Source organism: Accumulibacter sp. (assembly GCF_031732815.1).
Taxonomy (GTDB): domain Bacteria; phylum Pseudomonadota; class Gammaproteobacteria; order Burkholderiales; family Rhodocyclaceae; genus Accumulibacter.
On the sequence record NZ_JAVMKF010000046.1, the window covers coordinates 1 to 26,119 of the forward strand.

Below are 26,119 nucleotides of genomic sequence, written 5' to 3' on the forward strand. Positions count from 1 at the left end.
GCTTCGGCACACCGAGCTTCCCGGTGTACGGCTACAACCTCAAGATCTTCCGCGAGGACGGAACGGTTTGCGAAGCTGACGAGAAGGGCATCGTCGGCATCCTCCCGCCACTGCCGCCGGGTTGTCTGTCGACCGTCTGGGGTGACGACGCGCGCTTCGTATCGACCTACTTCTCGCTCTTCCGCGAACCCCAGGTCTATTCGTCGTTCGACTGGGGAATCAAGGACAAGGACGGCTACCACTACATCCTTGGGCGAACCGACGACGTGATCAACGTCGCCGGCCACCGTCTGGGCACGCGTGAAATCGAGGAGGCCATCCAGGGCCATGCGGCGATTGCCGAAGTCGCCGTCGTCGGTGTTGCCGATCAGTTGAAAGGCCAGATGCCGATGGCCTTCGCCGTGGTCAAGAACCCGGACAGCATCGCGACACCGGAACTCGCAGCCGCGCTCGAGAAGGCCGTCATGCGCCAGGTTGACGATACCCTTGGCGCAATCGCCCGACCGAGCCGCGTGCATTTCCTGACCGTGCTGCCGAAGACCCGCTCGGGCAAGCTGCTGCGACGCTCGATCCAGGCGCTGGCGGAAGGACGCGATCCGGGCGACCTGACGACGATCGAAGATCCGAAGGCGCTCGAGCAACTGCAACGCGCTCTCGCCGGCGGCAAAGCCTGATCGACGGCATGCCGGCCGCGGCAACGCGGCCGGCAACTGCGCGCCCCTCTTGCCTCGCCGCCAGCGCTGGCGCGTGCTCCTGGCGCACGGCGTGACCAGCCAAGCCCCAGCTTCTCGCTAAAGTTTCGCCTTCACCAGCCGATGATCCATCATCGGCCACCTTGTTCGAGCACTCTTCCTGCTTCGCCAGATCGACTGTTCGCCGCGCGGCCGCACGACCTGTCACCCATGTTTCCGGCCCAGCGAACAGGCCAGGGGAGAGCGAACAAGATGAATACCTCCAGTGCTTTATTCGTCACATCATTGACACTTGCTGCTCTCGCCGGCGCTGGCGTGTATGCGGCCGAGCCGCCGGAAGCGGCCGACATCAGTCTGGAAGACCTGCTGAAAGTCGAAGTGACCAGTGCGGCACGCAAGGCACAGCGCATCAACGATGTGGCAGCCGCCGTCTTCGTCGTCAGTCGAGAGGATATCGAACGCTCCGGGGCAACGAGCCTTCCAGAGGTCCTGCGCATGGTGCCCGGCGTCGAGGTGGCGCGCCTGGCTAACAACCGCTGGGCGGTCAGCGTCCGCGGCTTCAATAACCGTTTTGCCAACAAGCTGCTTGTTCTGATGGACGGGCGAAGCATCTATTCGCCCATTTTCTCGGGTGTTCTCTGGGAGAATGAAGACACCCTGCTGGAAGACATCGACCGTATCGAAGTCATTCGCGGACCCGGCGCAGCGATGTGGGGAGCCAACGCAGTCAACGGCGTGATCAACATCATTACCCGCCGAGCGCGCGACACGCAGGGAAACCTCCTGATCGCTGGTGTCGGCAGCGAGGAGCGCGCGCTGGCCGGCTTTCGCCATGGTGGGCAAGCCGGCGGCGGACACTACCGCGTGTGGGCAAAAGGCTTCGCGCGTGACGAAGCGGTGACACCCGCCGGCAAATCTGGCAACGACTACTGGCGATCCGCGCGCACCGGGTTTCGCGGTGATTGGAGCATGGCCGCCGGCCATCGCCTGACGCTCAGTGGTCAGGCCTATACCGGCTTCACCGGAGACCGCTTCAACAGGCCGGATGTAGCATCGCCCACGGGCATGACGGTGAGCAACCTCGAACAGACGGGGAAAGGCGCCCACCTCCTCGGACGGAACGAATGGACGCTCGCCGACGGTTCTGAAATGGCGCTGCAAGGCTACGTCGATCATACCAACATCGAACTAGCCGGCACGTTCAAGGAAGTGCGTACGACGATCGACCTCGACTTCCAACACCGCCTGCTGCTTGCGCCAAACCACGATGTGATCTGGGGCCTCGGCTATCGCCGCTCGAGCGACCGCACGACCAGCGGCTCGCTCATATCCGTGACGCCGCGCACGGGCTCGTTCACGCTGGCCAGCGCCTTCATCCACGACGACATTACGCTGATCCCCGACACCCTCCGCCTGATGCTCGGCGTCCGCCTGGAGAAAAGCAGCTTCACCAGACTCGAACCGATGCCCAACGCCCGTCTCATGTGGACACCCAGCGAAAACCAGTCGATCTGGATGTCGCTTTCACGTGCCGTGCGGACGCCATCGCGCGCCGAGCTCGACGCTCAGGTCGACCTGGGTGTTCTGCCTGGCGGTGCGCCAGGAAATCCGACGCCCTTGCCGATCCTCACCCGCAACGTCCCGGACGACCACAAGCTGAAGGTCGAAAAGGTCACTGCCTACGAACTTGGCTACCGCCAGCAGATGAGCCCCACGCTGTCCGCCGACATTGCTGCTTTTCATAATGAGTATCGCGACTTGCGCTCTGTCATGCTGGGCTCGCAGCGGTTCGTCGCGGGGCTGCCACCGTATATCGTGCAGGAGATCGTTCCCGATAACAGCGTCAGGGCCTACACCCATGGCCTTGAAGTGGCGCTCGACTGGAACCTGCTTCCCTGGTGGCGAATCCAGCCAAGCTACAGCTACCTTTCGCTGCACGCCCGGTCAACCACTGGCGACCGCTCGTCGGTGCAGACCGCCGCGCGCATCAACCAGAGTGACCCGCAGCACAAGTTATGGCTGCGTTCCGCCATGTCCTTCTCCGATCGGCATAGCTTCGACCTCTGGCTGCGGCACGTCAGCAAACTCGGTAACAACGCCATTCCGGCGTATACCAGCCTCGATGTGCGCTACGCGTGGCGACCGCGGCGCGACTTCGAGCTCTCGCTCGTCGGCCAGAACCTGCTCGACCGCAGCCATCCCGAGTTTGTCCCCGATCTCCTGCCCTCGCAGGCGTGCGAAATCGAACGCGCCCTGTACGTGAAGGCCAGGTGGCTGTTCTGAGGAAGGAATGACGTGACCCGCCATGGCCACCGACTGCTTTTTGTGCTGGCTGCCGGTCTCTTCTTCCTGGTCGGCGCCAGGGCACAGCAGACGCTTACCGAGTCGCAGGCCAAGGCGGCGTTCGTGCTCAACTTTGCACGCTATGTCGAGTGGCCGGAACGCACGTTTGCGGCGCGCGAGACGCCCTTGTCGATCTGCGTGCTCGGCCGCGACCCGGTCGGCAACGCCCTGTTGGCGCTGGAAGGTCGACAGGTACAGAACCGCGTCGTCGCCGTTCGGCGTTTGAGCAACGCGGACGAAGCGCGCACCTGCCATGTCCTCTTCCTCGCGGAATCGGAAGAAAGGCGGCTGGTGCATGCGCTGCGCGGTCTGCTCGGATTGCCCGTGCTGACCGTCGGCGATACGGACGGTTTCATCGACCATGGGGGTGCCATCGGGCTCGTTCAGGGCGAGGGTCGGCTACAGTTCGAAGTGAATCGTCACGTGCTCGAACAGGCCCAGCTCAAGGCGAGCTCAAATCTGCTCAAGCTGGCGCGCAACCTGTCCGACTTCAAAGGGAGAAACTAGCCATGCGCTTTCGCGACCTGCCGCTGAAGAGCAAGCTGATGCTGATCATCGGCCTGACGGTCGGGGCCGGCCTCCTGATCAGCACCTTGCTGGTCGTCATCTCCGAAGTCGACGACAACCGGGAAGCCGAAGTGGCAAAGCTGAGCGGCATGGCCGAGTTGCTGGCAGCCAGTACGAGCTCGGCGATTGCTTTCGACGATGCGGCCACCGCGCGCGAAGCGCTTGCCGGTCTGCGCGTGCGTCCCGAGGTCATCGCCGCTTCGATTTCTCTGCCTGGCGGCCGCGTGTTCGCACACTACCCGGCGGGCAAGCCGCCGATCATCGCCGCCCAAGCCGGGAGCAGTACACCGTCGGTGAAAGGCTCCTACTGGGACACGCTGCTCAAGGTCGACTACCCGATCCGCCAGAGTAGCGAGATCATTGGCACGCTGAGCATCGAATCGGATTTGAAACCGATGTGGAGCGACATCATGCACCGCATGCTGGTCGTTCTTTCCGGTGCGCTGATCGCTTTCGGCGCCGCGCTCATCCTCGCCGCACGCCTGCAGAAGTCGGTGTCGACACCGATCATCGGGCTGACCACGGTAATGCGCCAGATCGCCGCCGACCGCGACTACTCGCGCCGCGTGCCGGTCGAACAGCACGATGAGATCGGCGAACTGATCGAGGGTTTCAACGCGATGCTGCGCGAGGTGCAGGTGCGCAACGACGAACTGCACGAGCACCGAGCAACTCTGGAACAGCAAGTCGAACAACGTACCACCCAGTTGCGCCTGGCGAAAGAGCAGGCGGAGAGTGCAAATGTCGCCAAGTCGCGCTTCCTGGCCAACATGAGCCACGAGATTCGGACACCGATGAACGGCGTCATCGGCATGGCCGATCTGCTGCTCGACACCGATTTGTCCGAGGTGCAAAGGCGGTATACCGACACCTTGCGCGTCTCGGCAGAATCGCTGCTGCATCTGCTGAACAATGTCCTCGACCTGTCAAAGATCGAGTCCGGCCGACTCGATGTCGAGCATGTGCCGTTCAGCCCGACGCAACTCGTCGAAGAGGTCGTCCAGCCGTTCATTGAAATAGCCTCGACCAAGGGCGTCCTGCTCAGTCACCGAATCGGCAACAGCGTACCGGAAGCCGTCCTCGGCGATCCCTTCCGAGTCAAGCAGATCATCAGCAATCTGCTCAGCAACGCGGTGAAATTCACTGAACGGGGTTCGATTACGCTGACTCTCACCTGCGAATGCGCGGCTGAGCCCGGGCTGGATGCGCCAGGCAGCCGGCGACTGAATTGCGAGCTGTGTTATGCGGTCACCGACACCGGCGTCGGCATCTCGCGCGAAGCCGGTGAAAGGCTGTTTGCGCCCTTCACACAGGCGGACAACTCGACGACGCGCCGCTTCGGAGGGACCGGACTGGGACTGGTGATCATCCGCGAGCTGGCACACCGCATGGATGGCGACGTCGGTTTCGAGAGCGAAGAGGGACGCGGGTCGACCTTCTGGTTCCGCCAGCGCGTGCAACGGCACGCCGCACCGCTGCCGGTGCGCGCCCATGCGGCGCCCACTGGGCGACGCCTGAACGGTCGCGTCCTGCTCGTCGAAGACAACGAGATCAATCGCGAGATCGCCGGCGCCGTGCTGGCCACGCTCGGCTGTCAAGTTGATTTCGCGCACGACGGCGCGCAGGCGGTCGTCGCGGCGCGCTCCGCTGCCTACGACATCATTCTGATGGACTGCCAAATGCCGGTTATGGACGGTTTCGAGGCCAGCCGGCGCATCCGGGCCGAGGAAAAAGAGACCGCCCGCCCTGCGGTCCCGATCATCGCGCTGACCGCCAATGCCTTGGCAGGCGATCGCGAACAGTGTCTTGCCGCCGGAATGACCGATTACCTGGCGAAGCCGATAAACCGCGCGCAACTGACCGCCGCGCTGGAACGTAACCTGGCCGAACGCAGCGAGGAGGCAGCCGTGGAAAGCAAGGAGGCCTCGCCGCGTGGTTCGGCGACGGCCACCGCACACGGCGAGCGGCGCTCCTTGCTGGTCTTCGATCCGAGTATCGTGCAGTCGCTGCCGATGGTCGCCGACGGCAGCAAACCCGAATTCGCTGACCGCGTCCTCGACCTCTTCGCACAAAACGCCGGCCAACTGCTGGCCGATATAGAGCAGGCGAGCAACAGCCAGGATATCGCCACCCTGCAACGTTCGGCGCACACGCTCAAGTCATCGAGCGCCACGGTCGGTGCGCTGGCGCTATCGGAGAAGGCCAAGCAGCTCGAAGCTTTGCTGCGCGCGGGCCAACAGCCGAGCAGCGAATGGCCATCGCTGCTGCAAGAGACCTACGCCCAGTTCGCTGCCGCCCTGGCGCGACACCGGGAAACCGCCGCGGAAGCGAAAGGGACGATCCAGTGAATAGCCACCCTGAAGGCGGACGCCTGCTGCTGGTTGACGACGATCTGATGATTCGCATGCTTGCCGCTGAATCGTTGCGGCACGCCGGCTTCGATGTGCGCGAGGCAGATTGTGGCGAGGAAGCGCTGCGTCTGTTCAACGAGGAAGACTTCGACCTGATGCTGCTCGACGTGATGATGCCTGGGATTGATGGCTATCAGGTCTGCGAGCAAATCCGCCAGCATGCCAAAGGCGCCTGGTTGCCCATTCTGATGCTCACCGGGCTGAACGATACGGACTCGATCGAACGCGCCTACGCCTGCGGAGCAACTGATTTCGTGACGAAGCCCATCAACTGGCTCTTGTTGACCCATCGCGTGCGCTATGGCCTGCGCTCGAGCCGCGCGGTTGAAGGTGTCACCCGCAGTCAGCGCAGCCTGGCTCAGGCGCAACGACTGGCGAGAATCGGCAGTTGGGAGTGGTCGGTCAGAGACTCGCGCTTCACCTGCTCCGACGAACTGCAGCGCATGTTCGGCGGCGCACTACTTGCCGCCTGCCGCAGCCCGGCAGTTTTTCTGGGCCGCGTCCAGGCAAACGACCGGGCGGCTGTCGAAACGGCCCGGCGCGCGCTGCTCGACGAAGGAACCCCCTACCAGGTGACCTACGGCATGCAGCGTCTCGACGGCAGCGTGATCGAAGTTTTTGAGGAAGCAGTCGCCGTCGCCGACGCCAGTGGGCGGATCGTCAAGATCGAAGGCTTCACACAGGACATCACCGAACGCGTCGAAGCCCAGCGTCGCATCCAGCACCTGGCCCTGCACGATGCACTGACCGGCCTGGCCAACCGGCAGTTCTTTTCGGAAATGGTCTCGGTCGAGTTGCAGCGTGCGCGGCGCACCGGGAGCACCTGCGCCATCCTGCATCTCGACATCGATCACTTCAAGAGCGTGAATGATGCGCTCGGCGATGCAACCGGCGACCGCCTGCTCTGCGCTTTGGCCGAGCGCCTGCACGCCTCGGTGCGCGCGGCCGATCTGCTCGCCCTCAGTCCGCCGATGCGCGCTGCGGAAATGGTCGCGCGCATCGACGGCGACGCATTTACGGTGCTCGTTCTCGAAGTCCGCCTGGCCAGCCACGCAGCAATGATTGCCGATCGCCTGCTGCACTCCGTCGCCCTGCCCTTCCTGTTCGACGGCCGCGAAATCGTCCTGACCGCGAGCATCGGGATATCGGTCTTTCCGCGTGACGGTGAAACGGTCGAAGCGCTATGGCGGCATGCCGAGCAGGCGATGTATGCGGCGAAAGCGGCGGGTCCGTCGACCTATCGCTTCTTCGACGAAGACATGAATACGGCGGCAAGCGCCAAGCTGCAACTGGAGAGCGAACTCCGGCGCGGCATTTCGAGCGGCGAACTGCGGCTCCATTTCCAACCCAAGATCGATACGCGCAGCGGCCGGATGATCGGCGCCGAAGCTCTCGTGCGCTGGCAGCACCCGCAGCGCGGACTGCTGGCGCCGGGTCAGTTCATTCCGCTGGCAGAGGAATCCGGGCTGATCGTCGGGCTCGGCGAGTGGGTGGCCCGCGCCACCGCCGAACAATTGCGCGCATGGGCTGACGCCGGACTGCAGCCGGTGCGCGTGTCGATCAACCTGGCCAGCCCTAGCTTCCAACAGGACGACATTGCCGGGAAGCTGTATGCCATGGTCAAGGGCGTCGGTATTCGACCCGAACAAATCGTCGTTGAACTTACAGAATCGCTGCTGATGGCCAACGCCGAGCGGACAATCGCCGTACTCTGCGCCCTGCGCGACAAGGGCTTCGGCCTATCGCTCGATGATTTCGGTACGGGCTATTCGTCGCTCGGCTACCTCAAGCGTTTTCCAATCGACGAGCTCAAGATAGACCGCTCGTTCGTGACCGACGTGACCAACGGCGGCAAGGACGCGGCGATCGCCATGTCGATCATCGAACTCGGCAACCAGTTCGGCATGCGGGTCGTCGCCGAAGGCGTCGAAACCCGTGAGCAGGCGGCATTCCTGCTGCGTCATCGCTGTCCGATCCAGCAGGGATTCCTCTTCTCGCGCCCGTTGCCGGCCAAGGAATTTGCCGCGCTGCTGGCGCAGAACGACCGCCTCTTCGAGCCCGATCTGTTGTCTGGAACGGCAAATGGGCTACTGCTGCACCCCTGACCCGCCGCGTCGCACCCGCCCAGATCGGCGGACGGCAACCGCCCGAGCGTCGAGCGGCACGCACGACCGAACGGCGAATGGCGCCTGCGACGACCGCGCAAGCGTTGCCCTACTTGCCGGCAGCCGGCGCTGCTTCGCCCACTTTGATGTCGACCGGCGTCAGGTCTTCTCCGGCGGGAGACTCCGCCGGCACCTCGCTGCCCTCGAAATAGAGCGCGATCTCACGCTCGCGACGGAGCTTGAGGCGGGCGTTCTCCTTGCCGTCACGCTGTATCCACCGCCGCCACTGAAACGGCACGCGCTGCTGCTCGCCGGCATTGATCACCTTGAGCAGCGTCGAGTTGCGCAGCTTGTCGACGCCGACACTGTAGGTGAAATTGCACAGTGCCGCGAACTGCGCATCATTTAGCTCGCTCGTCACCAGACTCATCACCGCCCGCTGGGCACGTCGCATGTCCTCGACCAGCAGCATCTCGCCTTGCTCCTCACTCAGCCCGCGTTGCAAGGCGACGGGTTCGCTCCCATCACAAGGCTTTCTCTTCACGACATGGCCATAGGCAATACTGCAGTGACCGCCGCTCGCGTCGTACAAACGGGCAGCAAAGCCCTCGGACAGCTTGCCCAGGGCAATCCCCTTGTCCGAAATGCGGCGCAAGCGAACTCCCTGGGGCAGGCCAAGCTCGATTTCGGGCTCGAGCAGAACCCCTGGAGGAAGTCGCTCTTCACCGCTTCTCCCGACGGTCGCTGTGGCGACCAGACTCGCCGCATCGCAGGCCCCCCGCTCGGCGCACACCGCGCCATAAGCCAGCCCGGCGAGAAGCGGCGCAGTGCGCACTGGCACAACGAAGCTCTGCGCCGCACGCTCTTCGAGTTGACGTCGCCCCGCAGCGCTCAATCGGACAAAGTCGTCGATCGGCTTGCCGTCAGCGTCGCGCTGGCCCACCCCGCTCTGCAGCACATCAAGCGCCTCCCGGCTCAGGAACGCCGCAACCAGCGTCCGCCCGTGCGGTCTGCTCGCCTTCAGTTCCAGCTTCATCTGCCCGCTTGGGAGGGTGAAGGAGCCGATCCCGACGCGATTGTCGGTCTGCAAGCGGTTGGGGAAGACGAGCGTCGGTACGTCATCAGGACCGACACTCAGCACGTTCAGGTAACCCTCGAAGGGAACATCGACGCTGATCGACAGGCGCTCGCCTTCCCGATGGTAGACCTTGTTCAGGCGCACTTTCAGCCCGCTGGCGAGCAACGCGGCCGCTTCGAGCGCGCTGCGGAAAGTGTCCTCGCCAATGGCGGCGGAATCGGCTGCGCCAACGATCGCCGAAGGCAGGCGCTCCTGGGCAAGCGAAGGAGTTCCTGCGGCAAACAGCAAGGATCCAAACAGGTAACAGGCGAGTGCCCGAGCGCAATGCTTATCCGCCATTCTTGTCTCCCAATACACATCAGCGACGCCACCCAGTATACCGGTGTCGCGCCGGATCTCCGACGGCTGCCGGTCTTGTCGCCGATGATCTCCGCTACGCGAGTTCCTGTTCTTCGGAAAGCCTGGGAGTGGTAGGCGGCTTGAGCCCGCTGCCGTTCATCCGGGAGAGCGCTGGCGCAAACGATGCTTCTCCATCCGATAGCGCAGGGTGTCGCGGCTGATTCCGAGCTTGCGCGCCGCCTGCGAAACGTTGTGCCCGGCATCTGCCAAGGCGCCGATCAAGGCTTCACGTTCGAGACGATCGAGCGTCGAGCCATCAGACGCGTCGCGCGCGGCTGCCTGCCTGGCGCCAAGCGCTGTTTCGCTCGTTGTCCGCCGAACTGGAAGACACAGGTCCTGCAGCGCGATCTCGCTGTTGGCGGCGAGCAGGACCGCCTGCTCGACGACGTTGCGCAGCTCGCGCACGTTGCCCGGCCAATGATGCTCGGCAATCGCTTGTGCAGCCTGCGCACTGAAGCGCAGGCGCGCTCGCCGATAGCGATGCGCGAACTCGTCGAGAAAGCGGCCAGCCAGCAGCAGGGCATCACCCGCGCGTTCGCGCAATGGCGGAACGTTGACCTGCAAGACGCGCAACCGAAAGTAGAGGTCAGCACGGAAGGCACCCTGCCGGATGCGCTCCTCGAGATCCTGATGAGTGGCCGCAACGATGCGCAGATCCGCCTGCCGCTCGTGCACCGAACCGATCCGGCGAAAGCGGCCATCCTCGATGACTTTCAACAGCTTGGCCTGCAGAGCGAGATCCATCTCGGCGACCTCATCAAGAAACAGGGTGCCGCCGTCGGCCGCCTCGAGCAGCCCGATGCGACGCTCCTTGGCGTCGGTGAAAGCACCCCTTTCGTGCCCGAACAATTCGGCCTCGAGCAAGGTTGCCGGAATCGCCGCGCAGTTCAGCTCGATGAACGGACGGTTGCAGCGCGCGCCATCGTAATGGAAGGCACGCGCGACCAGTTCCTTGCCGGTGCCTGTTTCGCCGGTGATCAGGATCGGTGGCAGCGAATGCGCGCCCTCGACCTGGGCGATTCGGGCAATGCGCGTGCGCAGCGCGACGATCGCCGGACTCTCGCCGAGGATTTGCTGGCGGGCATCATGCTCGCGCGCTTCGAAATAGCGCAGTCGGCTTGAGTCGAGCTGGCGCCGTGTCAGGTTTTCCAGGCGCTGGCGAAGATCACTGAGCGCCACCGGCTTGGTCAACAGATCGTTGGCGCCGGCCTTCATCGCGTCGACCGCAAGTTCGATGCTGCCATGGCCGGTGATCATCACAATCGGTACCGCCGGATCCTGCGTGCGCAGGCGCTCGATCAGCGAAACGCCGTCCATGTCCGGCAAACGATAGTCGAGGATCACCGCATCCGGCGCAGTCGCGCCAAAGAGCTCGATCCCGGCGCTCGCGCTCAGCGCAGTTGACACCTCGTGCCCGCTCTTGCTGAGGAAACGGGCAGCGTTCTTCACGAAAGTTTCCTCGTCATCGATGATGAGAATTGCCGGCATGGTTCACTCCTTCGGAAAGAGCATATGCACCTCGGTCCACTCACCCGGCGCGCTGCTCAGGCTGAGCGTACCGCCGAAGCGCTCGACGATACGCTTGGCAAACGGTAGCCCCAGACCAAGGCCCTGTGGCTTGCTGGTATAGAACGGACGCAAAACCTGTCCGATTGACTCCGGTCGGATGCCACAACCCGAATCGGCGACGACCACCCTGATCTGCCTGGCAGCCGCGTCTTCGACGACGATACGGCAGGTACCCCCCTGGCGCATGGCTTCCGCTGCATTGCTCAACAAACTGAGGAAAGCCTGCTGCAAGAGCGCCGGGTCGGCCGTTATCCACGCATGCGCCGACCGGCACTCGAAAAGTAGCGGCATTCCACGCTCGGCGAAGCTCGCCTTGTTTTCGTTCACACATCGTTGCAGCAGACTGGCCAGATCGACGCGTTCCCGCCCGCGCACTTCCTGTCCGGAAAGGCGAAGCAGATCGGTAATCCGCCCGGAAATGCGGTCCACCTCGCGAATGATGTCGCGCGCCTGTTCCGAACAATCGTCGAGCGGCATGTCCAGGCTGAGTTCTGCGGCCGAGCGGATCGACGCCAGCGGGTTGCGAATGTTGTGCGCCACCGCAGCGGTCAGTTCGCCGATCACGGCCAGCGTTTCCGCGTCGAGCAAGCGCGCATGCTGCAGCTTGATCGTCCGGTCAGCCCGCTGGATCAGCCAGAACAGGCTGAGGTACAAAGCCAAGGCACTGGCCAGCGCGGCCAGGCCGACCTGCGTCTGCCCTTCGCGGATCGCCTGACTGAGGGCCAGGGGGGCCTTGTAGATCTCGACGACACCGAGTACCCCACCGCCGGCCGGTGCAACCAGAGGAATATACGTTTCGACGAAGAACTGCACCGATGGGTCGAGCCCCTCGTGTTCTCGCTTCTGCCGCTCATCGCGCGCAATCCGCCCGGCGTGCACGACCAGGTGGCCACGCATGGCGTCCTCCAGTTCGTCGTTGTCGGCAAAGCGCTTGCCGATCAGCTCCGGATTGCTCGACCAAAGAATGCTTCTATCGGCCGCAAAGACGTTGGCGCGCAGAACGTCCGGCATCTTCGAGAGTTGCGCGATCGACTCGCGAAAGCGGCCGCGGCGCGCCGCATCGTCGCTTCCTGCCAGATAAGCCAAGGATTCGTCAGCAAGCAGAATGGTCTGCACGAAATCGCGCGAGATCGACGCTTCGCGCTGAAAGAGGTGTTCGTTGAGAAAGCGCGAGATCAGCCAGGCGTTGGCCAAAGCGATCATTGCGATCACCAGCGGGCTCAGCCAGGCGAACCAGCGGAGGAGGTTGAACGGAGCAGGCTGGTCGACAAGGCTCATCGCAACTCATCACTCTCGGCAGACGATCAAAATGGCGAGAATACCGTGAGCGGGGACGCGGTCACCAGCATTAGTCGCCGCCTACCAGGAAATCTGCAACGCAACGCCGATCTGCCGATAGCGATTCTGGTACAGGGCGACGTTCGAGTCGTTGCGCACACCGACGTAATCCACGCGCAGCGTCCGGCCAGGCGCCAGATCGACGGCAGCCGCCAGTTCCATCGTCCACGCCTCGTCACGGCGAAGCGGCAGCGTTGGCAAGAGGGCTGCAGCGAATCTGGCCTGCTGCCAGGCCACGCCAGCCGACCAGGTGACGCCAAGCCAGGCGCGCTCCAGCGAAACATGCAGAAGATGGCTGCGGCTGGAGAGCTCGCGGAAGTGGCGATCATTCTGCTCGCGCACCAGGTAGAGTTCCAGATCAAGCGCATCGATTCCCGGCAGCGGCGCCTCGACGTGTCGTTGGAGCAACAACGTGCTGCTTGTGGAATCGAGATCGACCAGATCACCACGATGGCGGTTGCGGCCCGAATCTACCATGATCACCCAGTGGCCGCCCTCGCCATCGGCGCAGGTCCAATCGACCTGCAGTGAGCGGGTCTTCCGGAAATGCTCGCCAGCCACATCGATATGTTGCCAATGGCCGGCAATACCGACGTTGGCGCGTTCGCCGAGCGACGTACGCAGCGCTGGGCTGAGCGAAGCGTTCAGGAAGTCGAAATCGGGCGTCTGCAATGAGCGTTTGACATGCACGTCGCCAGCCAGCGCCAAGCGAAAGTCGCCAGACAACGACCAATCACGCAGCCCGCTGAGGTTGGCCCGCCAATGGCTGCCGGCGAGCCGCCGCAGTCCGCCAAGAAAGATGAGCGTGCCCTGTGGCGAAATCTGCACCAGCGGCGAGGTCTGGGATTCATGACCCCAGCCCACTTCCGCCGCAAGCGTCGCGGCTGATGGCGGAGCCGCCAGAGCACCGCCGGAGAGCAGCAGCGCGCAGAGCACCTGCCCGCATGCCGCAAGTTGCCGCCAGGCGCGAATATCAGACGCCCTTCCGGCAGACTTGCTTGTAGGTATTCGTCCCGTTCACCGACGAGACCAGAACCCAGGTGCACTTGACGCCGCCACCCAGGCTGACACTGTTCTTCGCCGCCGCAGGAGCGACCGCGCCCAGCGAGAACAGGCTGGCGATCAGGGAAGTGAGCAGCAGACGAACAATCGCATTTTTGAACATGGCAATTCTCCCGTGAGTTGTAAGTGTCGACCGCCCGTTGTGCGCTACGTGTGAGGAGGTCGATCTGCTACTAGCAAGACCGATGCCAGCCAAACAATCCTCAATAAATTCGCGTGCTTCACCCGCGTGCGCGGCAGCCTGTACGGCCTGGGTGGCGAAAAGCGGGGGTTTAGGCCCAGCGCATGGGGCATATGACCCAGAGGAGCATAGGGCATCCGGTAGCAGGCCTACGATCCGGAAGGCTCGCACGCTGGAGGTAGAACTCGTCGAGCCCGATCGAACCAAGCGCCCACCCGCACTCATCCGCCCCGGCGCCCTTGCCAACGCCAGACCCACGCAGCGCTCGCGGCCACGCGTTCCCGCCAGATGCCGATACCGGCGGTGTCGATCCAGAATCGCCAGAGCTGCTCCGGAAATTCGGACAGTGGCAGGGATAGCCTTACCCCATCAATCGGCTCCGGAAGCCGCCTCAGCAGGAGCGAGAGCCTGACGAGAAGGACGATGCGAAAGCCCACCACGCCGGAATTCAAGGCGCAGGCGGCGCTCGAGCGCGACAAGAGGCTAACGGAGCTGGCGCCGCAGCACGACATCCACTCGAACCCGATCACGAACAGGAGCGGCAACTGACGGAGCGCGCTTCAGGTTCTTGGTGACGCGAGCCATCCGGTGCGCGCCGATCCGGACCTGATGAAGCTACTCGCCAAGATCAGACACTTGACGCTGGAGAACGATTCTTTCAGCTCATACGTCCAGCAAGGCGGGCAGCCTTCCGGCTAGACGATGATTGAGCGCCAGCACAAAGCTGCCCTTTGCGTCTCAGTGCACCCCCCTCGGGCTGGCGCGTTCGACCGCCTACAGCACGCCGCGCGAGGTCTCGCCGGAGGATCCGGCGCTGATGCTTGGCATCGACGAATTGCCTCTCGCGCAGCTCTTTACTGGTGCCCGCATGTTGCGCGATCTGCTGCGCACCGCAGGGTTTCACGCCGGGCTCAGGCACAACAGCAGCTTGATGGCGCGCATGGGCGGCGCGGCGCTCTATGGGCAGCGCAACACTCCCCGTGGGCAGCGCGGTGATGAATTCCATGCGTTTCCGCCGCGCAACCTCGCCGCCGATCGGCCCAATCAGCTGTCGGCGGCGAACATCACCTACAATCCGATGCGCCGCGACTTCCTCTACCTGTTCGCCGTGATCGACTGGACCTCAAGGCGGGTGCTCGCCTGGCGACTCTCCAACACCTTGACGACCGACTTCTGTCTGGATGCAGTGCGCGACGCCATTCACCGCTACGGGTGCCTGGAGATCGTCGACACCGATCAGGGTCGCCGCTCCACCAGCGGCGAATTCACGGGTCTACTCAAAGTGCACGACATCCGGATCAGCAGGGAAGGCAAGACGCCGGACGGCGGACGCCGCATGCTTCGTGGCCCTTGCGTCGGCCATCGGAGACCTCGCGTCGGGCATGAGGAAGGGACTCGGTGGTCTTGTGGACGATGCGCGAACGCGCACCGGAGCGCTTGCCGTGGAGACCTTTGGCGACTTTCTCACCGCACGTTCGTTCGCCGACAAGCTCCACCGAGCTCTATCCGGTTCGGATGAAACCCCAGAAGGTCAAGACCAGCCGTAGCACCGGTCGCCCGACCTGAACTGGCAGGGCTCCACATATCTAAGAGCCTCTTCTGTCCAAAAAATGCACGGCCACCTGCCTCGATTCGGGTATACACTGCCAATGTGCAGAGCAGACCGTGAGCCCCCCTGTCGAGCCTGATGCCCTTCCACTAGCGGGAACCCCTCCACGAGAGCACCGATCGCAAAATCTCTCCCGCGCAAGTAAACGCTGCTGGGAAACGCTCTTTCGACCTGAGCGTGTTGCCGGAAGATCGTCATGAAGAGGCGCGTATCCAGTATCCAATCCAGTTTCAACCAGACCATCGAGCCGCCAGACGTGAACAGCCAACCAGCTATCAATTCGATATGGGCTTGCATTGGAGCCGTCGTGGTCGCGATCCTGGCTGGCACGGCGTTGCCCGGCTGCTCGCCGCCGGAGCCAATCACCCTGGGTTTTGTCGGCGGAATCTCCGGCCGCGGAGCCGATCTCGGGATCGCCGCTCGCGACGCCGTCCAACTGGCCGTCGAATTGCGCAACCAGGCGGGCGGCATCGGAGGCCGCCAGGTCAGTCTGGTGATGAAGGACGACGAGCAGAACACGGAGGTGGCGCAACGGGTAACGCGCGAACTGCTCCAACAGGGAGCGGTAGCCATCGTCGGCCCGATCACCAGCACGATGGCAAAAGCCATCGTACCCTTGGTAGACGAGGCCAAGGTCATGGTAATCAGTTCGAGTGCGACGACTGACGAACTCACCGGCAAGGATGACTATCTGTATCGCGTCAATATGTCGACCGCCGAGGCCGCAACCCGGATTGCCCAGTATCACCTGAAGGAACGCCCCCTCGGGCCGATCGTGGCAGCCTACGACCTGAGCAACCGGTCGTACACTGAACGTTGGCTTAACGCCTTCCGCACGACGTATGAAGAAGGTGGGAGCGAAGTCCGCAAGACCATCGGCTTCGAGTCGAGCAGCGAAACGGCCTTCGTGCAGGTGGCCCAAGACCTGCTGGCGACGCCGGCCGACGGCGTGTTGATCGTCGCCAATTCGATGGATACTGCGCTGCTGTGCCAGCAGATCCGCAAATTGGGAAGCCACCTGCCGATCATTGTGTCCGGGTGGGCAGGCACCGAGCGCTTGCTGGAGCTCGGCGGCAAGTCGGTCGAGGGCGTGATGGTGGCACAGAACTTCGATCGCGAGAGCACAGCGCCCGCCTATCAAGCCTTTCGGCAAGCCTACCGCGAACGCTTTCATCGCGAACCCGGGTTCAGCGGGACCATGGCGTTCGATGCCGCCAACATCCTCATGGAGGTGTTGACCCGGCAACCAGACCCAAAACGGGTGAAAGAGACTTTGCGGGCGGCGCCCCGCTTCGAGGGAGTCCAGGAACCGATCGTTTTCGACCAGTTTGGTGACGTCATCCGCCAGATCCATATGACCGTCGTGCGCGATGGCCAATTCGTGGTCATCCGGTAGCCGCCCGCTGGTCGCGCGCCCGCTGCGGCTGTGGCTGGCTCTGCGCTTCACGCTGGCCGGCATGGCGCCGCTGCTGCTGGTCGCCGCGCTGGTCCTGTGGATTCTCCTGCCGCAGGCGCTGCAGGACATCGAAGCGCGCCATCAGGCGCTGGCGCGCGCCATCGCCGGTCAGATCGAGGCGCACCTGCGTGGCGCCGGGAGGGAGCTAACCGGACTGGCGGCGTACTTTCGCGAACGCGGGCGGCAGACGGCTTCGTTCTGGAGTCAGCCCTTGGACGCACATTGCGGAACGGGCGAAATGTTCGCGGCCATTTACGTTGCCGACGCAGACGACTCGGCTTTCGCTGTCGGCTTGCCGACGGCGCAGCGCGGGCAGCGCGGCGATCTGCTCGGGATCGACCTCTCGCAATGGAACGTCCTGCGCGAAGCCCGTGAACGGCGCGAGCCGGTGTGGTCGGAGGTTTTCCTGTCCGCCGTCAGCGCCCGGCTGGTGGTGAGTCTGGCGATTCCGGTCGACGGGCAGGTGGTGATCGGCGAAGTAGCCATCGATGGTCTCTCCGAATTCGTCAGTCACCTGCCAACTGAATCGGCCATGACGACGATGATCCTCGACCGCCGGGGTCAAATCGTCGCGCATTCACGGTGGAAGGGAGGCGGCCAGCAATTGAACCTCGCGCGCCTGCCCATCATCGGCGACGCCTTGCGGGGGCGCTTCACGACCCGGGACATGGAGCTGGAAGGTCAAGTTGCCATCGGCACGCTGGTCAGTGTGTCGGAAATCGGCTGGATGGTGCTGGTCGCCCAAGCGCGTACCGACGCGCTCAAGCCGCTGCTGTCCACCTTCTTGGCCCTGACCGCAGGCGCGGTGGTCGCGCTGCTGCTGGCGACAATCGCCACGCTGCTTTTGGCGCGCGCGGTAGCCGGTCGTATCGGTGGCTATGCGGCGCAAGCGCACGCCATTGCCGAGGGGGATTACGACCAGCCTTGGCCGATTTCCAATATCCGGGAACTCGACAGCCTGGCCGAGGACCTGGATCGAATGTCCCAGGCGATTCGGCAACGGGAACGGAAGCTGGCCACCAACGAGGCCCGCTTTCGGTCGGTGATCACCAACGCCCCGGTGGTCATTTACCAGCTTGACCGGAACGGCGTGTTCACAATGAGCGATGGCAAGGGTTTGGCGGGCCTGGGTCTGCAGCCCGGCGAGGCGGTCGGCCGGTCGGTGTTCGATCTCTATCGCGACTATCCCGAGCTCTGCGACCAGATCCGGCAAGCCATCGAGGGATCGGTCCAATACACCTATTCGAGCGTAGGGGGTATCCACTTCGACAACTACTACAGCTCGCTGCCAGGCGCTGACGGCACCCCGGAGTTGCTCGGCCTGGCGGTAGACATCAGCGAACGGGTGCGGGCCGAAGAAGAGCTCAGGGAAAGCGAACGGAAATATCGCTCGATCGTCTGGAACGCGCCGGTGGGGATCTTTCGTTCGACGCCGGAGGGCCGAATCCTTGAAGCGAATCCAGTCATGGCGACCCTGTTCGGCTACACCTCTCCCGACGCGATGATCCGGGAGGGGCACAATGTCGCCAGCGGCCTTTTTGTGCGAACCGAGGAGCGTTTGTCCATTAGCGAGGAATCGGTCGGGGCGGTCGAGGTCACCCAGCACACCAATCGCCTCCGGCGCCGCAACGGTTCGGAGTTCGTCGCCAATCTCTACCTGGTCACCCTCCGCGACGACGCGGGCGCGCCGCGCTTTCTCGAAGGCATCGTCGAAGACATCACTGACCGCAAGCGGGCGGAAGCGGAATTGCTGGCTTATCGGGACCATCTGGAGGAGTTGGTCGGCAGTCGAACGGTGGAGTTGACGCAAGCCAAGGAGCAAGCCGAGGCAGCCAACCGGGCCAAGAGCGCGTTTCTGGCCAACATCAGCCACGAACTGCGCACGCCGCTGAACGCGGTGCTGGGCTTCTCGGAGCTGCTGCTCCGCGAAGCGGCAGACGGCCGGGAGCGGCTGTCGCCGACGCAGGCGCAGCACCTGGCCACGGTACACCGCAGCGGCGACCACCTGCTGACTCTGATCAACAACGTGCTGAACCTGTCGCGCATCGAAGCGGGGCGCGCGGTGGTCAACCTGAGCGACTTCGACTTGCACGAGCTGCTCGCCGGGCTGGAGGACATGTTCGCGATCAAGGCAACGAACAAGGGACTGACGCTACGGGTCGAACGGGCGGCCGACGTTCCCCGCCACGTCCGTGCCGACGAGGTGAAGTTGCGACAGATGCTGATCAACCTGATCAACAACGCCTTCAAATTCACCGAGCGCGGCGGGGTCAGCGTCCGCGTGAGCGCGTCCCCGCCACCCGCCTTGGAGGGATCGGCCGCAGCGCCGGCCGGCGAGTTGCGCCTGAAGTTTGAAGTGGCCGACACCGGCGTCGGTATCGCGGCCGAGGAACTGGCCGGGCTATTCCAGCCCTTCGCTCAGTCCGCCACCGGGCGCAGGGCGGAGGAAGGCACCGGCCTGGGGCTGGCCATCACCCGGCAGTTCGCCGAGTTGCTGGGGGGCAGGATCGAGGCGCGCAGCGAGGTCGACGCGGGCAGCACTTTCACTTTTACGGTCGCCGCGCAGATCGCGGCTGGACCGGCGCGCGCGGCCGAGGCGGACCGCCGGCCGGTGCTGGGCCTGGCGCCGGGGCAACCGGCTTGGCGCATCCTGGTGGTGGACGACGACATCAACGGCCGGCACCTGCTGGCCCAGCTCCTGGAGCCGCTGGGTTTCGCGGTCGAGGAGGCCGCCGACGGGCTCGCGGCCATCGCGGTCTGGGAGCGCTGGCGGCCGCACCTGATCTGGATGGACATGCGGATGCCGAACCTCGACGGGCGGGAAGTAGCCCGGCGGATCAGGGCCGCGCCGGGCGGGACCGAGACTCGGATCGTCGCCCTGACCGCCAGCAGCTTCGAGGAAGAGCGGGCCGAGATCCTGGCCGCGGGCTGCGACGACTTCCTGCGCAAGCCATACCGAGCGGCAGCGCTGCTGGAGCTGATGGGGAAGCATCTGGGCGCGCGTTACCTCTACGGAGAAGCCGGGACGGCACCGGACCAGGCGCTGGACGGCGCTACCTTGGCAGACGCTCTGCGCTCCCTGCCGGGCGGGCTGCTGGAGCGGCTGGCGCGGGCGGCGGTCCGCGCCGAGATGGGCGAGATCGACCGCCTGATCGGGGAAGTAGGCGTACAGACTCCGCCGGCGGCGGCCGGGCTCCGTGCCTTGGCCGACGACTTCGACTACGGCCAGATCGCCGAACTGGCAGAAATGGCGCAGCGCTGGGTAGGAAGCGAGCCCTGATGGGCGAGCTGTAAAGCACCGCCCGCTGACGGAAAGCCGGCAGCCCCAGCCGACCCTGCTCCGCAAAGGGCTGAATTGGTGCACAAAGATATCGGATGAGGGAACTCCTGCCATCACCCGTGCTTCCCTCACACCCGCACTGTCCGCACTTGGCCAGCAGCCTGCACCTTCCTCGCCCAAATCCGAGGCTGAGCAGCAAGCTGACCGGCGGAGTTTGGTAAAATGGCGGGTTTTCGTCTACCCTTTTCCCGGGGAGCCTGCCATGCAAATCGTCTGCCTTGACCTGGAGGGCGTCCTGGTCCCCGAGATCTGGATCGAGTTTGCGGCGCGCACGGGGATTCCCGAATTGCGTCGAACGACGCGCGACGAGCCGGACTATGACAAGTTGATGCGCTACCGCCTGGCCATCCTCGCCAGAAACGACCTGGGACTGCCCGATGTTCAGAGAGTCATCGCCGAGATGGGGCCGTTACCCGGTGCGCGCGAGTTTGTCGATGCGCTACGTGAGAGCTACCAGTTGATCATTCTCTCCGATACCTTCTACGAGTTTGCTCAGCCGCTGATGCGCCAGCTCGGCTGGCCAACCCTGTTCTGCCACAGCCTGGAAACTGATCGCCGGGGAATGCTCGTGGACTACCACCTGCGCCTGCCCGACCAGAAACGCGAGGCGGTCAAGCGCCTCAAGGAGCTTCGCTTCATGGTGGTTGCTGCGGGTGATTCCTACAACGACACGGCGATGCTCAGTGAAGCACATGCCGGAATCCTCTTTCGCCCGCCAGCCAACGTCGCCCAGCAGTTCCCGCAGTTCCCGCTGACGCAGTCATACGACGATCTGCGCGAGCAGATCGACCAGGCGTTCGCCGCTTGCCACGCACGCTAGGCTGGTCACCGCATGCACACACGACGCTATTACACGCTCACCGCTTCCTGCCCGGACCAGACTGGCATCATCGCGCGTGTCGCCGGTTTCATTGCGCAATACGGCGGATGGATTCTCGAGTCGCGCTTTCACGCTGAGGATGGCAACGGCGAGGCTGCCGGCCGTTACTTCATGCGCATGGAGGTAAGAGCGGATTCGCTGCCTTTCCATCTGGTCGAACTGCGCGAGCGTTTCGGACCCCTCGCGGAAAGCTTGTCGATGACCTGGCGGATCACCGATTCAGCCGTGCGACGCCGGGTGGTGATCGTCGTCAGCAAGCAGGAGCACTGTCTCTACGACCTTCTTTCGCGCTGGCAGTCAAAGGAACTGGACATCGAGATCCCATGCGTGATCTCCAACCACGAGACCTTCAGGGCGTTCGTCGAATGGCACGGGATTCCCTTTCACCACGTCCCGGTCAGCCCATCCGACAAGGCTGCCGCGTATGCGGAGATCAGGCGTATTTATGAGGAAGTGCGTGGCGATACCATGGTCCTCGCACGCTACATGCAGATCCTGCCCGCCGAGATGTGCGAGCGCTTTGCCGGACAGATGATCAATATCCATCATTCATTCCTGCCCAGCTTCATTGGCGCACGCCCCTATCACCAAGCCTACGAACGCGGCGTCAAGCTGATCGGTGCCACCTGCCATTACGTCACGGCGGACCTCGACCAGGGGCCGATCATCGAGCAGGACGTCATTCGCATCGACCATTCCGACTCGGTCGACGACATGATGCGCTATGGCAAGGACATCGAAAAAGCGGTGCTGGCGCGTGGCTTGCGCTACCACCTCGAAGACCGCGTACTGGTGCATGCCAACAAGACAGTCGTCTTTCGCTGAAAGCGACAAGCGTTCGCCGCCACGCGCACCGGTTTGCCTGGAGCAGCTGGCGGGCGGCCGACGACCCCGCAGCGCATGATCAGCCTCGCCGACCTGACCCTGCGGCGAGCGGCGAAGGTGCTGCTCGACCGCGCTTCGGCGACGATCAACCCCGGCGAACACGTCGGCCTGGTCGGGCGCAATGGGGCCGGCAAGTCAAGCCTCTTTGCGCTGCTTGCCGGCAGCCTGCACGAAGAGAGCGGCGAGCTTTCGCGGCCCGCCGAATGGCGCCTGGCACAGGTTGCGCAAGAAATGCCGGCCACCGACCAGAGCGCGACGGATTTCGTCGTCGAAGGTGACAGTGCGCTGATCGCCGCGCGACGCGAGGTATCCCTGGCAGAAGCGGCGGGCGACGGTGAGCGTCTGGCGCACGCCTACATGGCCTGGCACGACGCCGGCGCGCACGACGCACAGGCGCGCGCGCAGGCACTGATTCTCGGGCTGGGCTTCGCGCGCGACCAACTGGAAAATCCGGTCGACAGCTTCTCCGGCGGCTGGCGCATGCGCCTGCAACTGGCGCGCGCGCTGATGTGCCCGTCGGATCTCCTGCTCCTCGACGAACCGACCAACCATCTCGACCTCGATGCCCTCGTCTGGCTGGAAACCTGGCTCAAACGCTATCCAGGAACGATGCTGGTGATCAGCCACGACCGCGAGTTTCTCGACGCCGTGACGAGCGTCACGCTGCACATCGACAACGGCAAGCTGACGCGCTACACCGGCAACTACACCGCTTTCGAAGAAGCGCGCGCGCTACAGATCGAACTGCAGACGAGCGCTTACCTCAAACAGCAGGACAGGATTTCCCGTCTGCAGTCTTTCATCAACCGCTTCAAGGCGAAAGCGACAAAAGCGCGGCAGGCGCAGAGTCGGGTCAAGGCGCTGGAAAGGATGGAACGGCTTGCTCCGGTGCTGACCAACGCCGAATTCACCTTCGAGTTTGCCGAACCCGCCAGTCTTCCCAACCCGATGCTGATCATGGAAAAGGCCAGCTTTGGTTACCCGCCGCCGGCGGATGCCTCCGGCACGCCGCCGACGGTCGTCGTCGAGCAGGTCAGCCGTCCGGTGATGGCCGGCCAGCGCATCGGCATCCTGGGCGCGAACGGGCAGGGCAAATCGACGCTGGTGAAGACGCTGGCCGGCACGCTCACTTGTGTCAGCGGCTCGATCCAACGCGGCAGAGGGCTCGACATCGGCTATTTCGCGCAGCAGGAACTCGATGTGCTGCGGCCGGACGAGACGCCGCTCGCGCACCTCCAGCGGCTTGCCCGCGAGACCCAGACCAGCGGGCGGAGCGACCGTGAACAGGACCTGCGGACCTTCCTCGGCACGTTTAATTTCACTGGCGAGGTCGTCAAGCAAGCGGTCGGAACACTGAGTGGCGGCGAGAAGGCGCGCCTCGTCCTGTGCATGATCGTCTGGCAGCGACCGAACCTGCTGCTCCTCGACGAGCCGACCAACCATCTCGACCTCAACACGCGCGAGGCGCTGTCGATCGCACTGAACGAGTTTGAAGGAACGGTCATGCTGGTCAGCCACGACCGCGCGCTGCTGCGCTCGGTGTGCGACGAGTTCTGGCTCGTCGCGCGCGGCAGACTGGCGCCGTTTGCTGGCGACCTTGACGACTATCAGCGCTTCCTGCTCGAAGAAGCCCGACGAAACCGCGACGCGTTGCGAGAACGCACGAAAGCAGCGGCGAAGCCGAGTCCATCGGTGGCCGCCGCCGGCCCATCCGCCAAGCTTGCGCTGAGCACCCTGAAAGCGCTTGCGCGCCAGCAACTGGTCGTCGAGCAGACGCTGCATCGGCTGCAGACGCAACAGCGTACGCTGGAAGAGCGCCTGCCGGCGACCGTGCAGGCGACTGAACTGGCCGAGATCGGCCGGGAATTGCAGCAGCTTGCCGATGAAATATCGGCCCGCGAAGAAGAATGGCTGGCGCTCGCCGAGCAGATCGATCAGGCAGAGAACGCTGCCGCCGCCCTGGGCGATCCGATCGCCGCCCGCAGGCAAGTAAGGGGGAGCCCATGAAGGACTTTGAATTGGCCGAGTGGTCGGCAAAGATCGAGGTCGGCCTGCCGCAGATCGACCAGCAGCATCGGCAGTTGTTTGAACTGGCGGCGACCTTTCGCGGCAATGGTGACCAGATCCGGATTCTCAAGTCGCTGGTCATGTTGACCGAATACGTCAAGGTGCACTTCCGGGAAGAAGAGGAACTGATGGCTGCTTGCCGCTACCCGGGAATCGAAGCGCACCGCCGGCTGCACGGCGAGTTTCGCCGAATGCTCTTCGACCTGCTGGAGAAGGCGAAACAGATGACGCTCGACGAAATCGCCGATGAGGTCACTTTCCTGATCAACGGCTGGTTCTACAACCATATCCTGGTTGCCGACTTCGACTACGTGCCAAGCGTTCGCGCGCAGGGCGCGCGTTGACGACGCATTGCGGTCGCTCCGCTAGGCCGGCATGAACCAGCGTTGCCGACCATCGCCGGTCTCGCGCAGAGGATATCCGTAAAGGCGCGTCAACGCCTCGCTGGTGATCACATCGTGACAAGCGCCTTGCGTCAGCGTCCCATCGGAAAAGAGGAGCAGCGCGTGCGTGCAGAAACGCGCCGCAAGACCAGGTTCGTGCAGAACCATCACGCAAGCTGCACCCTGCTCGCGCGTCAGGCGGGCAAAAAGCTCGAGCACCGCGATCTGGTGATTGAGATCGAGATGCGCCAGCGGCTCGTCGAGCAAATAGAGCTGCGGGGCCTGGGTGAGCACCGTGGCAATTGCCAGTCGCTGGCGTTCGCCACCGGACAGCGTCTGCACGTCGCGCTGCGCCAGATCAGCCATGCCAACGGCCGCCAGCGCCTGCCTGGCAATCGCTGCATCGCCCGCCGACTCCCAGGCCCAGCGCGCCAGATGCGGGTGGCGACCGATCAGCGCCGTTTCGAGCACGGTCGAGGAAAATGCCTCGCTGCGCCCCTGCGGCAGCCAGCCGCGCAACAGCGCGCTGGCGCGCGCGCCTGACTCGGCGTAAGTGCGCCCGGCAAGCAGCACCTCGCCCGCCAGTGGCGGGCGCAGACCGGCAAGAACCGCGAGCAGCGTCGACTTGCCAACACCGTTGCGGCCGAGTACCGCCAGGTTTTGCCCTGGCATCAGACGCAAATCCAGGTCCCGGCAGAAGACCCGTCCGGCAAGCCCGACGGCAACCTGCCGGGCGCAGAGCAGTGGCGCCGGGGACACCCGATCAGTCTCCCCTGGGCGCGGCGCGGGCGAGCAGGAAAAGAAAGACAGGTGCGCCGATCAGGGCAGTCAGCACACCCACCGGCAGTTGCTGTGGCGCCAGCAGCGTGCGCGCCAGGGTGTCGGCAATCACCAGCAGGCTGCCGCCGGCCAGCACGCAGGCGGGCAGCAGCAGGCGCTGGTCGTTGCCCGCCGCCAGGCGAACCAGGTGCGGCACGACCAGGCCGACAAAACCGATCGATCCGGCATGCGTGACTGCGGCGGCAGTCGCCAATGAAGCGACGAAATACACCCCGCGGCGCAAAGGATTCACCGCGACGCCGAGCGCCTGTGCGAGATCGACGCCGCGCGCCAACAGGTTCAGCTCGCGGGCAAAGGGCAAAGCAATCAGGAGCGCAGCGCCAAGCAGACCGAGAGCGATCTGCGGGTCGCCGCTCTGCGAGAGGTCGCCCATCAACCAGAACAGCATTCCGCGCAGCCGGTCATCGGGGGCAATCGTCAGCATCAGCGTAACCAGCGCCCCCGAAGCGGCGGCGACGATGACCCCGGTAAGCAGCAGGCGCGAATGCGTCCAGCCACCATTACCCTGCGCCAACCCGAAGACGATCAGCATGGCGGCGAGCGCACCGGCAAAAGCCAGACCGTTGACCGCGGCGACACCGAAACCAAGAACGATCGCCAGCAGGGCGCCGATTCCGGCGCCCCCCGAAATCCCCAGTACATAGGGATCGGCGAGCGGATTGCGCAGGAGAATCTGGAGCAGCGCGCCGGCCAGGGCCAGGAGTCCGCCGCAGGCAAACCCGGTCAGCGCGCGCGGCAGGCGCAGACTGCGCACGACTTCCGTCGACACCCCATCACCGCCGCCAAGAAGCGTTGCGGCGACCTCGGTGAAGGGGATGCGCATGCTGCCCACGATCAGGGCGAGGCTGATGCTGAGCACTGCCGTGCCGGCCAGCGCGGCCAGAATGAGCAGGGCACGGCGGCGAGTCGGCATC

The 26,119-nt window shown here is 64.2% G+C and carries 21 protein-coding genes; 13 read left to right on the top strand and 8 right to left on the bottom strand.

Going from position 1 to position 26,119, the window contains the following annotated elements; genetic code table 11:
- The 5 genes from RKP46_RS03990 to RKP46_RS04010 all read left to right on the top strand — a co-directional run.
- Nucleotides 1-674: AMP-binding enzyme (locus RKP46_RS03990; protein WP_409194100.1), on the top strand; the 674-nt coding region annotated here is incomplete at its 5' end.
- 270 nt (nucleotides 675-944) lie between these two features.
- Nucleotides 945-2,975 (top strand): TonB-dependent receptor, encoded by a 2,031-nt coding sequence (locus RKP46_RS03995; RefSeq protein WP_311105429.1) that lies wholly within the window; start codon nucleotides 945-947, stop codon nucleotides 2,973-2,975.
- 12 nt (nucleotides 2,976-2,987) lie between these two features.
- Nucleotides 2,988-3,542 (top strand): YfiR family protein, encoded by a 555-nt coding sequence (locus tag RKP46_RS04000; protein ID WP_311105430.1) that lies wholly within the window; start codon nucleotides 2,988-2,990, stop codon nucleotides 3,540-3,542.
- 2 nt (nucleotides 3,543-3,544) lie between these two features.
- Nucleotides 3,545-5,950 carry a response regulator gene (locus tag RKP46_RS04005; RefSeq protein WP_311105431.1) on the top strand — a complete coding sequence of 802 codons (2,406 nt, stop codon included), beginning with the start codon at nucleotides 3,545-3,547 and terminating at the stop codon, nucleotides 5,948-5,950.
- Nucleotides 5,947-8,118, top strand: a complete 2,172-nt coding sequence (locus tag RKP46_RS04010) for an EAL domain-containing protein (RefSeq protein ID WP_311105432.1) — start codon at nucleotides 5,947-5,949, stop codon at nucleotides 8,116-8,118. The genes RKP46_RS04005 and RKP46_RS04010 overlap by 4 nt, the downstream gene beginning before the upstream one ends.
- Nucleotides 8,119-8,227: 109 nt before the next feature.
- Here the strand turns inward: RKP46_RS04010 and RKP46_RS04015 are convergent, their stop codons facing one another.
- The 5 genes from RKP46_RS04015 to RKP46_RS04035 all read right to left on the bottom strand — a co-directional run bounded on the left by RKP46_RS04015 (nucleotide 8,228) and on the right by RKP46_RS04035 (nucleotide 13,667).
- On the bottom strand, nucleotides 8,228-9,535 hold the full coding sequence (locus tag RKP46_RS04015; RefSeq protein WP_311105433.1) for a glycoside hydrolase family protein: 1,308 nt from the start codon (nucleotides 9,533-9,535) through the stop codon (nucleotides 8,228-8,230).
- A gap of 156 nt (nucleotides 9,536-9,691) precedes the next feature.
- Nucleotides 9,692-11,083 carry a sigma-54 dependent transcriptional regulator gene (locus RKP46_RS04020; RefSeq protein ID WP_311105434.1) on the bottom strand — a complete coding sequence of 464 codons (1,392 nt, stop codon included), beginning with the start codon at nucleotides 11,081-11,083 and terminating at the stop codon, nucleotides 9,692-9,694.
- A 3-nt stretch (nucleotides 11,084-11,086) separates the two neighbouring features.
- Complete coding sequence (locus tag RKP46_RS04025; protein ID WP_311105435.1) at nucleotides 11,087-12,442, bottom strand: ATP-binding protein; 1,356 nt, start codon at nucleotides 12,440-12,442, stop codon at nucleotides 11,087-11,089.
- 81 nt (nucleotides 12,443-12,523) lie between these two features.
- Nucleotides 12,524-13,438: a hypothetical protein gene (locus RKP46_RS04030; RefSeq protein WP_311105436.1), complete on the bottom strand. Its 915-nt coding sequence runs from the start codon at nucleotides 13,436-13,438 to the stop codon at nucleotides 12,524-12,526.
- Nucleotides 13,439-13,475: 37 nt separating this feature from the next.
- Entirely contained in the window at nucleotides 13,476-13,667 is a 192-nt protein-coding gene (locus RKP46_RS04035; RefSeq protein WP_311105437.1) for a hypothetical protein, read from the bottom strand.
- Nucleotides 13,668-14,168: 501 nt separating this feature from the next.
- On the opposite strand from RKP46_RS04035, the gene RKP46_RS04040 reads away from it, so the two are divergent.
- From RKP46_RS04040 to RKP46_RS04050, 3 genes are all read left to right on the top strand, one after another.
- Nucleotides 14,169-14,294: a hypothetical protein gene (locus tag RKP46_RS04040; RefSeq protein WP_311105438.1), complete on the top strand. Its 126-nt coding sequence runs from the start codon at nucleotides 14,169-14,171 to the stop codon at nucleotides 14,292-14,294.
- A gap of 268 nt (nucleotides 14,295-14,562) precedes the next feature.
- Nucleotides 14,563-15,264, top strand: coding sequence for a DDE-type integrase/transposase/recombinase (locus RKP46_RS04045; RefSeq protein ID WP_311105439.1), 702 nt, complete (start codon nucleotides 14,563-14,565; stop codon nucleotides 15,262-15,264).
- Between the two features lie 286 nt (nucleotides 15,265-15,550).
- Nucleotides 15,551-16,750: an ABC transporter substrate-binding protein gene (locus RKP46_RS04050; protein WP_311105440.1), complete on the top strand. Its 1,200-nt coding sequence runs from the start codon at nucleotides 15,551-15,553 to the stop codon at nucleotides 16,748-16,750.
- Here RKP46_RS04050 and RKP46_RS04055 read toward each other — a convergent pair.
- Nucleotides 16,740-16,934 carry a hypothetical protein gene (locus RKP46_RS04055; protein ID WP_311105463.1) on the bottom strand — a complete coding sequence of 65 codons (195 nt, stop codon included), beginning with the start codon at nucleotides 16,932-16,934 and terminating at the stop codon, nucleotides 16,740-16,742. The two genes, RKP46_RS04050 and RKP46_RS04055, sit on opposite strands and share 11 nt — an antisense overlap.
- Between RKP46_RS04055 and RKP46_RS04060 the strand changes: the two genes are divergently transcribed.
- The 5 genes from RKP46_RS04060 to RKP46_RS04080 all read left to right on the top strand — a co-directional run bounded on the left by RKP46_RS04060 (nucleotide 16,923) and on the right by RKP46_RS04080 (nucleotide 24,326).
- Nucleotides 16,923-20,090 carry a PAS domain S-box protein gene (locus RKP46_RS04060; protein WP_311105460.1) on the top strand — a complete coding sequence of 1,056 codons (3,168 nt, stop codon included), beginning with the start codon at nucleotides 16,923-16,925 and terminating at the stop codon, nucleotides 20,088-20,090. The two genes, RKP46_RS04055 and RKP46_RS04060, sit on opposite strands and share 12 nt — an antisense overlap.
- 262 nt (nucleotides 20,091-20,352) lie before the next feature.
- Nucleotides 20,353-20,970, top strand: a complete 618-nt coding sequence (gene thrH, locus RKP46_RS04065) for a bifunctional phosphoserine phosphatase/homoserine phosphotransferase ThrH (protein ID WP_311105441.1) — start codon at nucleotides 20,353-20,355, stop codon at nucleotides 20,968-20,970.
- Between the two features lie 12 nt (nucleotides 20,971-20,982).
- Nucleotides 20,983-21,855 carry a formyltetrahydrofolate deformylase gene (gene purU / locus RKP46_RS04070; RefSeq protein ID WP_311105442.1) on the top strand — a complete coding sequence of 291 codons (873 nt, stop codon included), beginning with the start codon at nucleotides 20,983-20,985 and terminating at the stop codon, nucleotides 21,853-21,855.
- A gap of 75 nt (nucleotides 21,856-21,930) precedes the next feature.
- Nucleotides 21,931-23,922 carry an ATP-binding cassette domain-containing protein gene (locus RKP46_RS04075; RefSeq protein WP_311105443.1) on the top strand — a complete coding sequence of 664 codons (1,992 nt, stop codon included), beginning with the start codon at nucleotides 21,931-21,933 and terminating at the stop codon, nucleotides 23,920-23,922.
- On the top strand, nucleotides 23,919-24,326 hold the full coding sequence (locus tag RKP46_RS04080) for a bacteriohemerythrin (protein ID WP_311105444.1): 408 nt from the start codon (nucleotides 23,919-23,921) through the stop codon (nucleotides 24,324-24,326). Before RKP46_RS04075 ends, RKP46_RS04080 begins: the two co-directional genes overlap by 4 nt.
- Nucleotides 24,327-24,347: 21 nt before the next feature.
- Here RKP46_RS04080 and RKP46_RS04085 read toward each other — a convergent pair whose 3' ends face one another.
- Entirely contained in the window at nucleotides 24,348-25,124 is a 777-nt protein-coding gene (locus RKP46_RS04085) for an ABC transporter ATP-binding protein (protein ID WP_311105445.1), read from the bottom strand.
- 4 nt (nucleotides 25,125-25,128) lie between these two features.
- Nucleotides 25,129-26,118, bottom strand: a complete 990-nt coding sequence (locus RKP46_RS04090) for an iron ABC transporter permease (RefSeq protein ID WP_311105446.1) — start codon at nucleotides 26,116-26,118, stop codon at nucleotides 25,129-25,131.
- Nucleotide 26,119 lies beyond the last annotated feature (1 nt).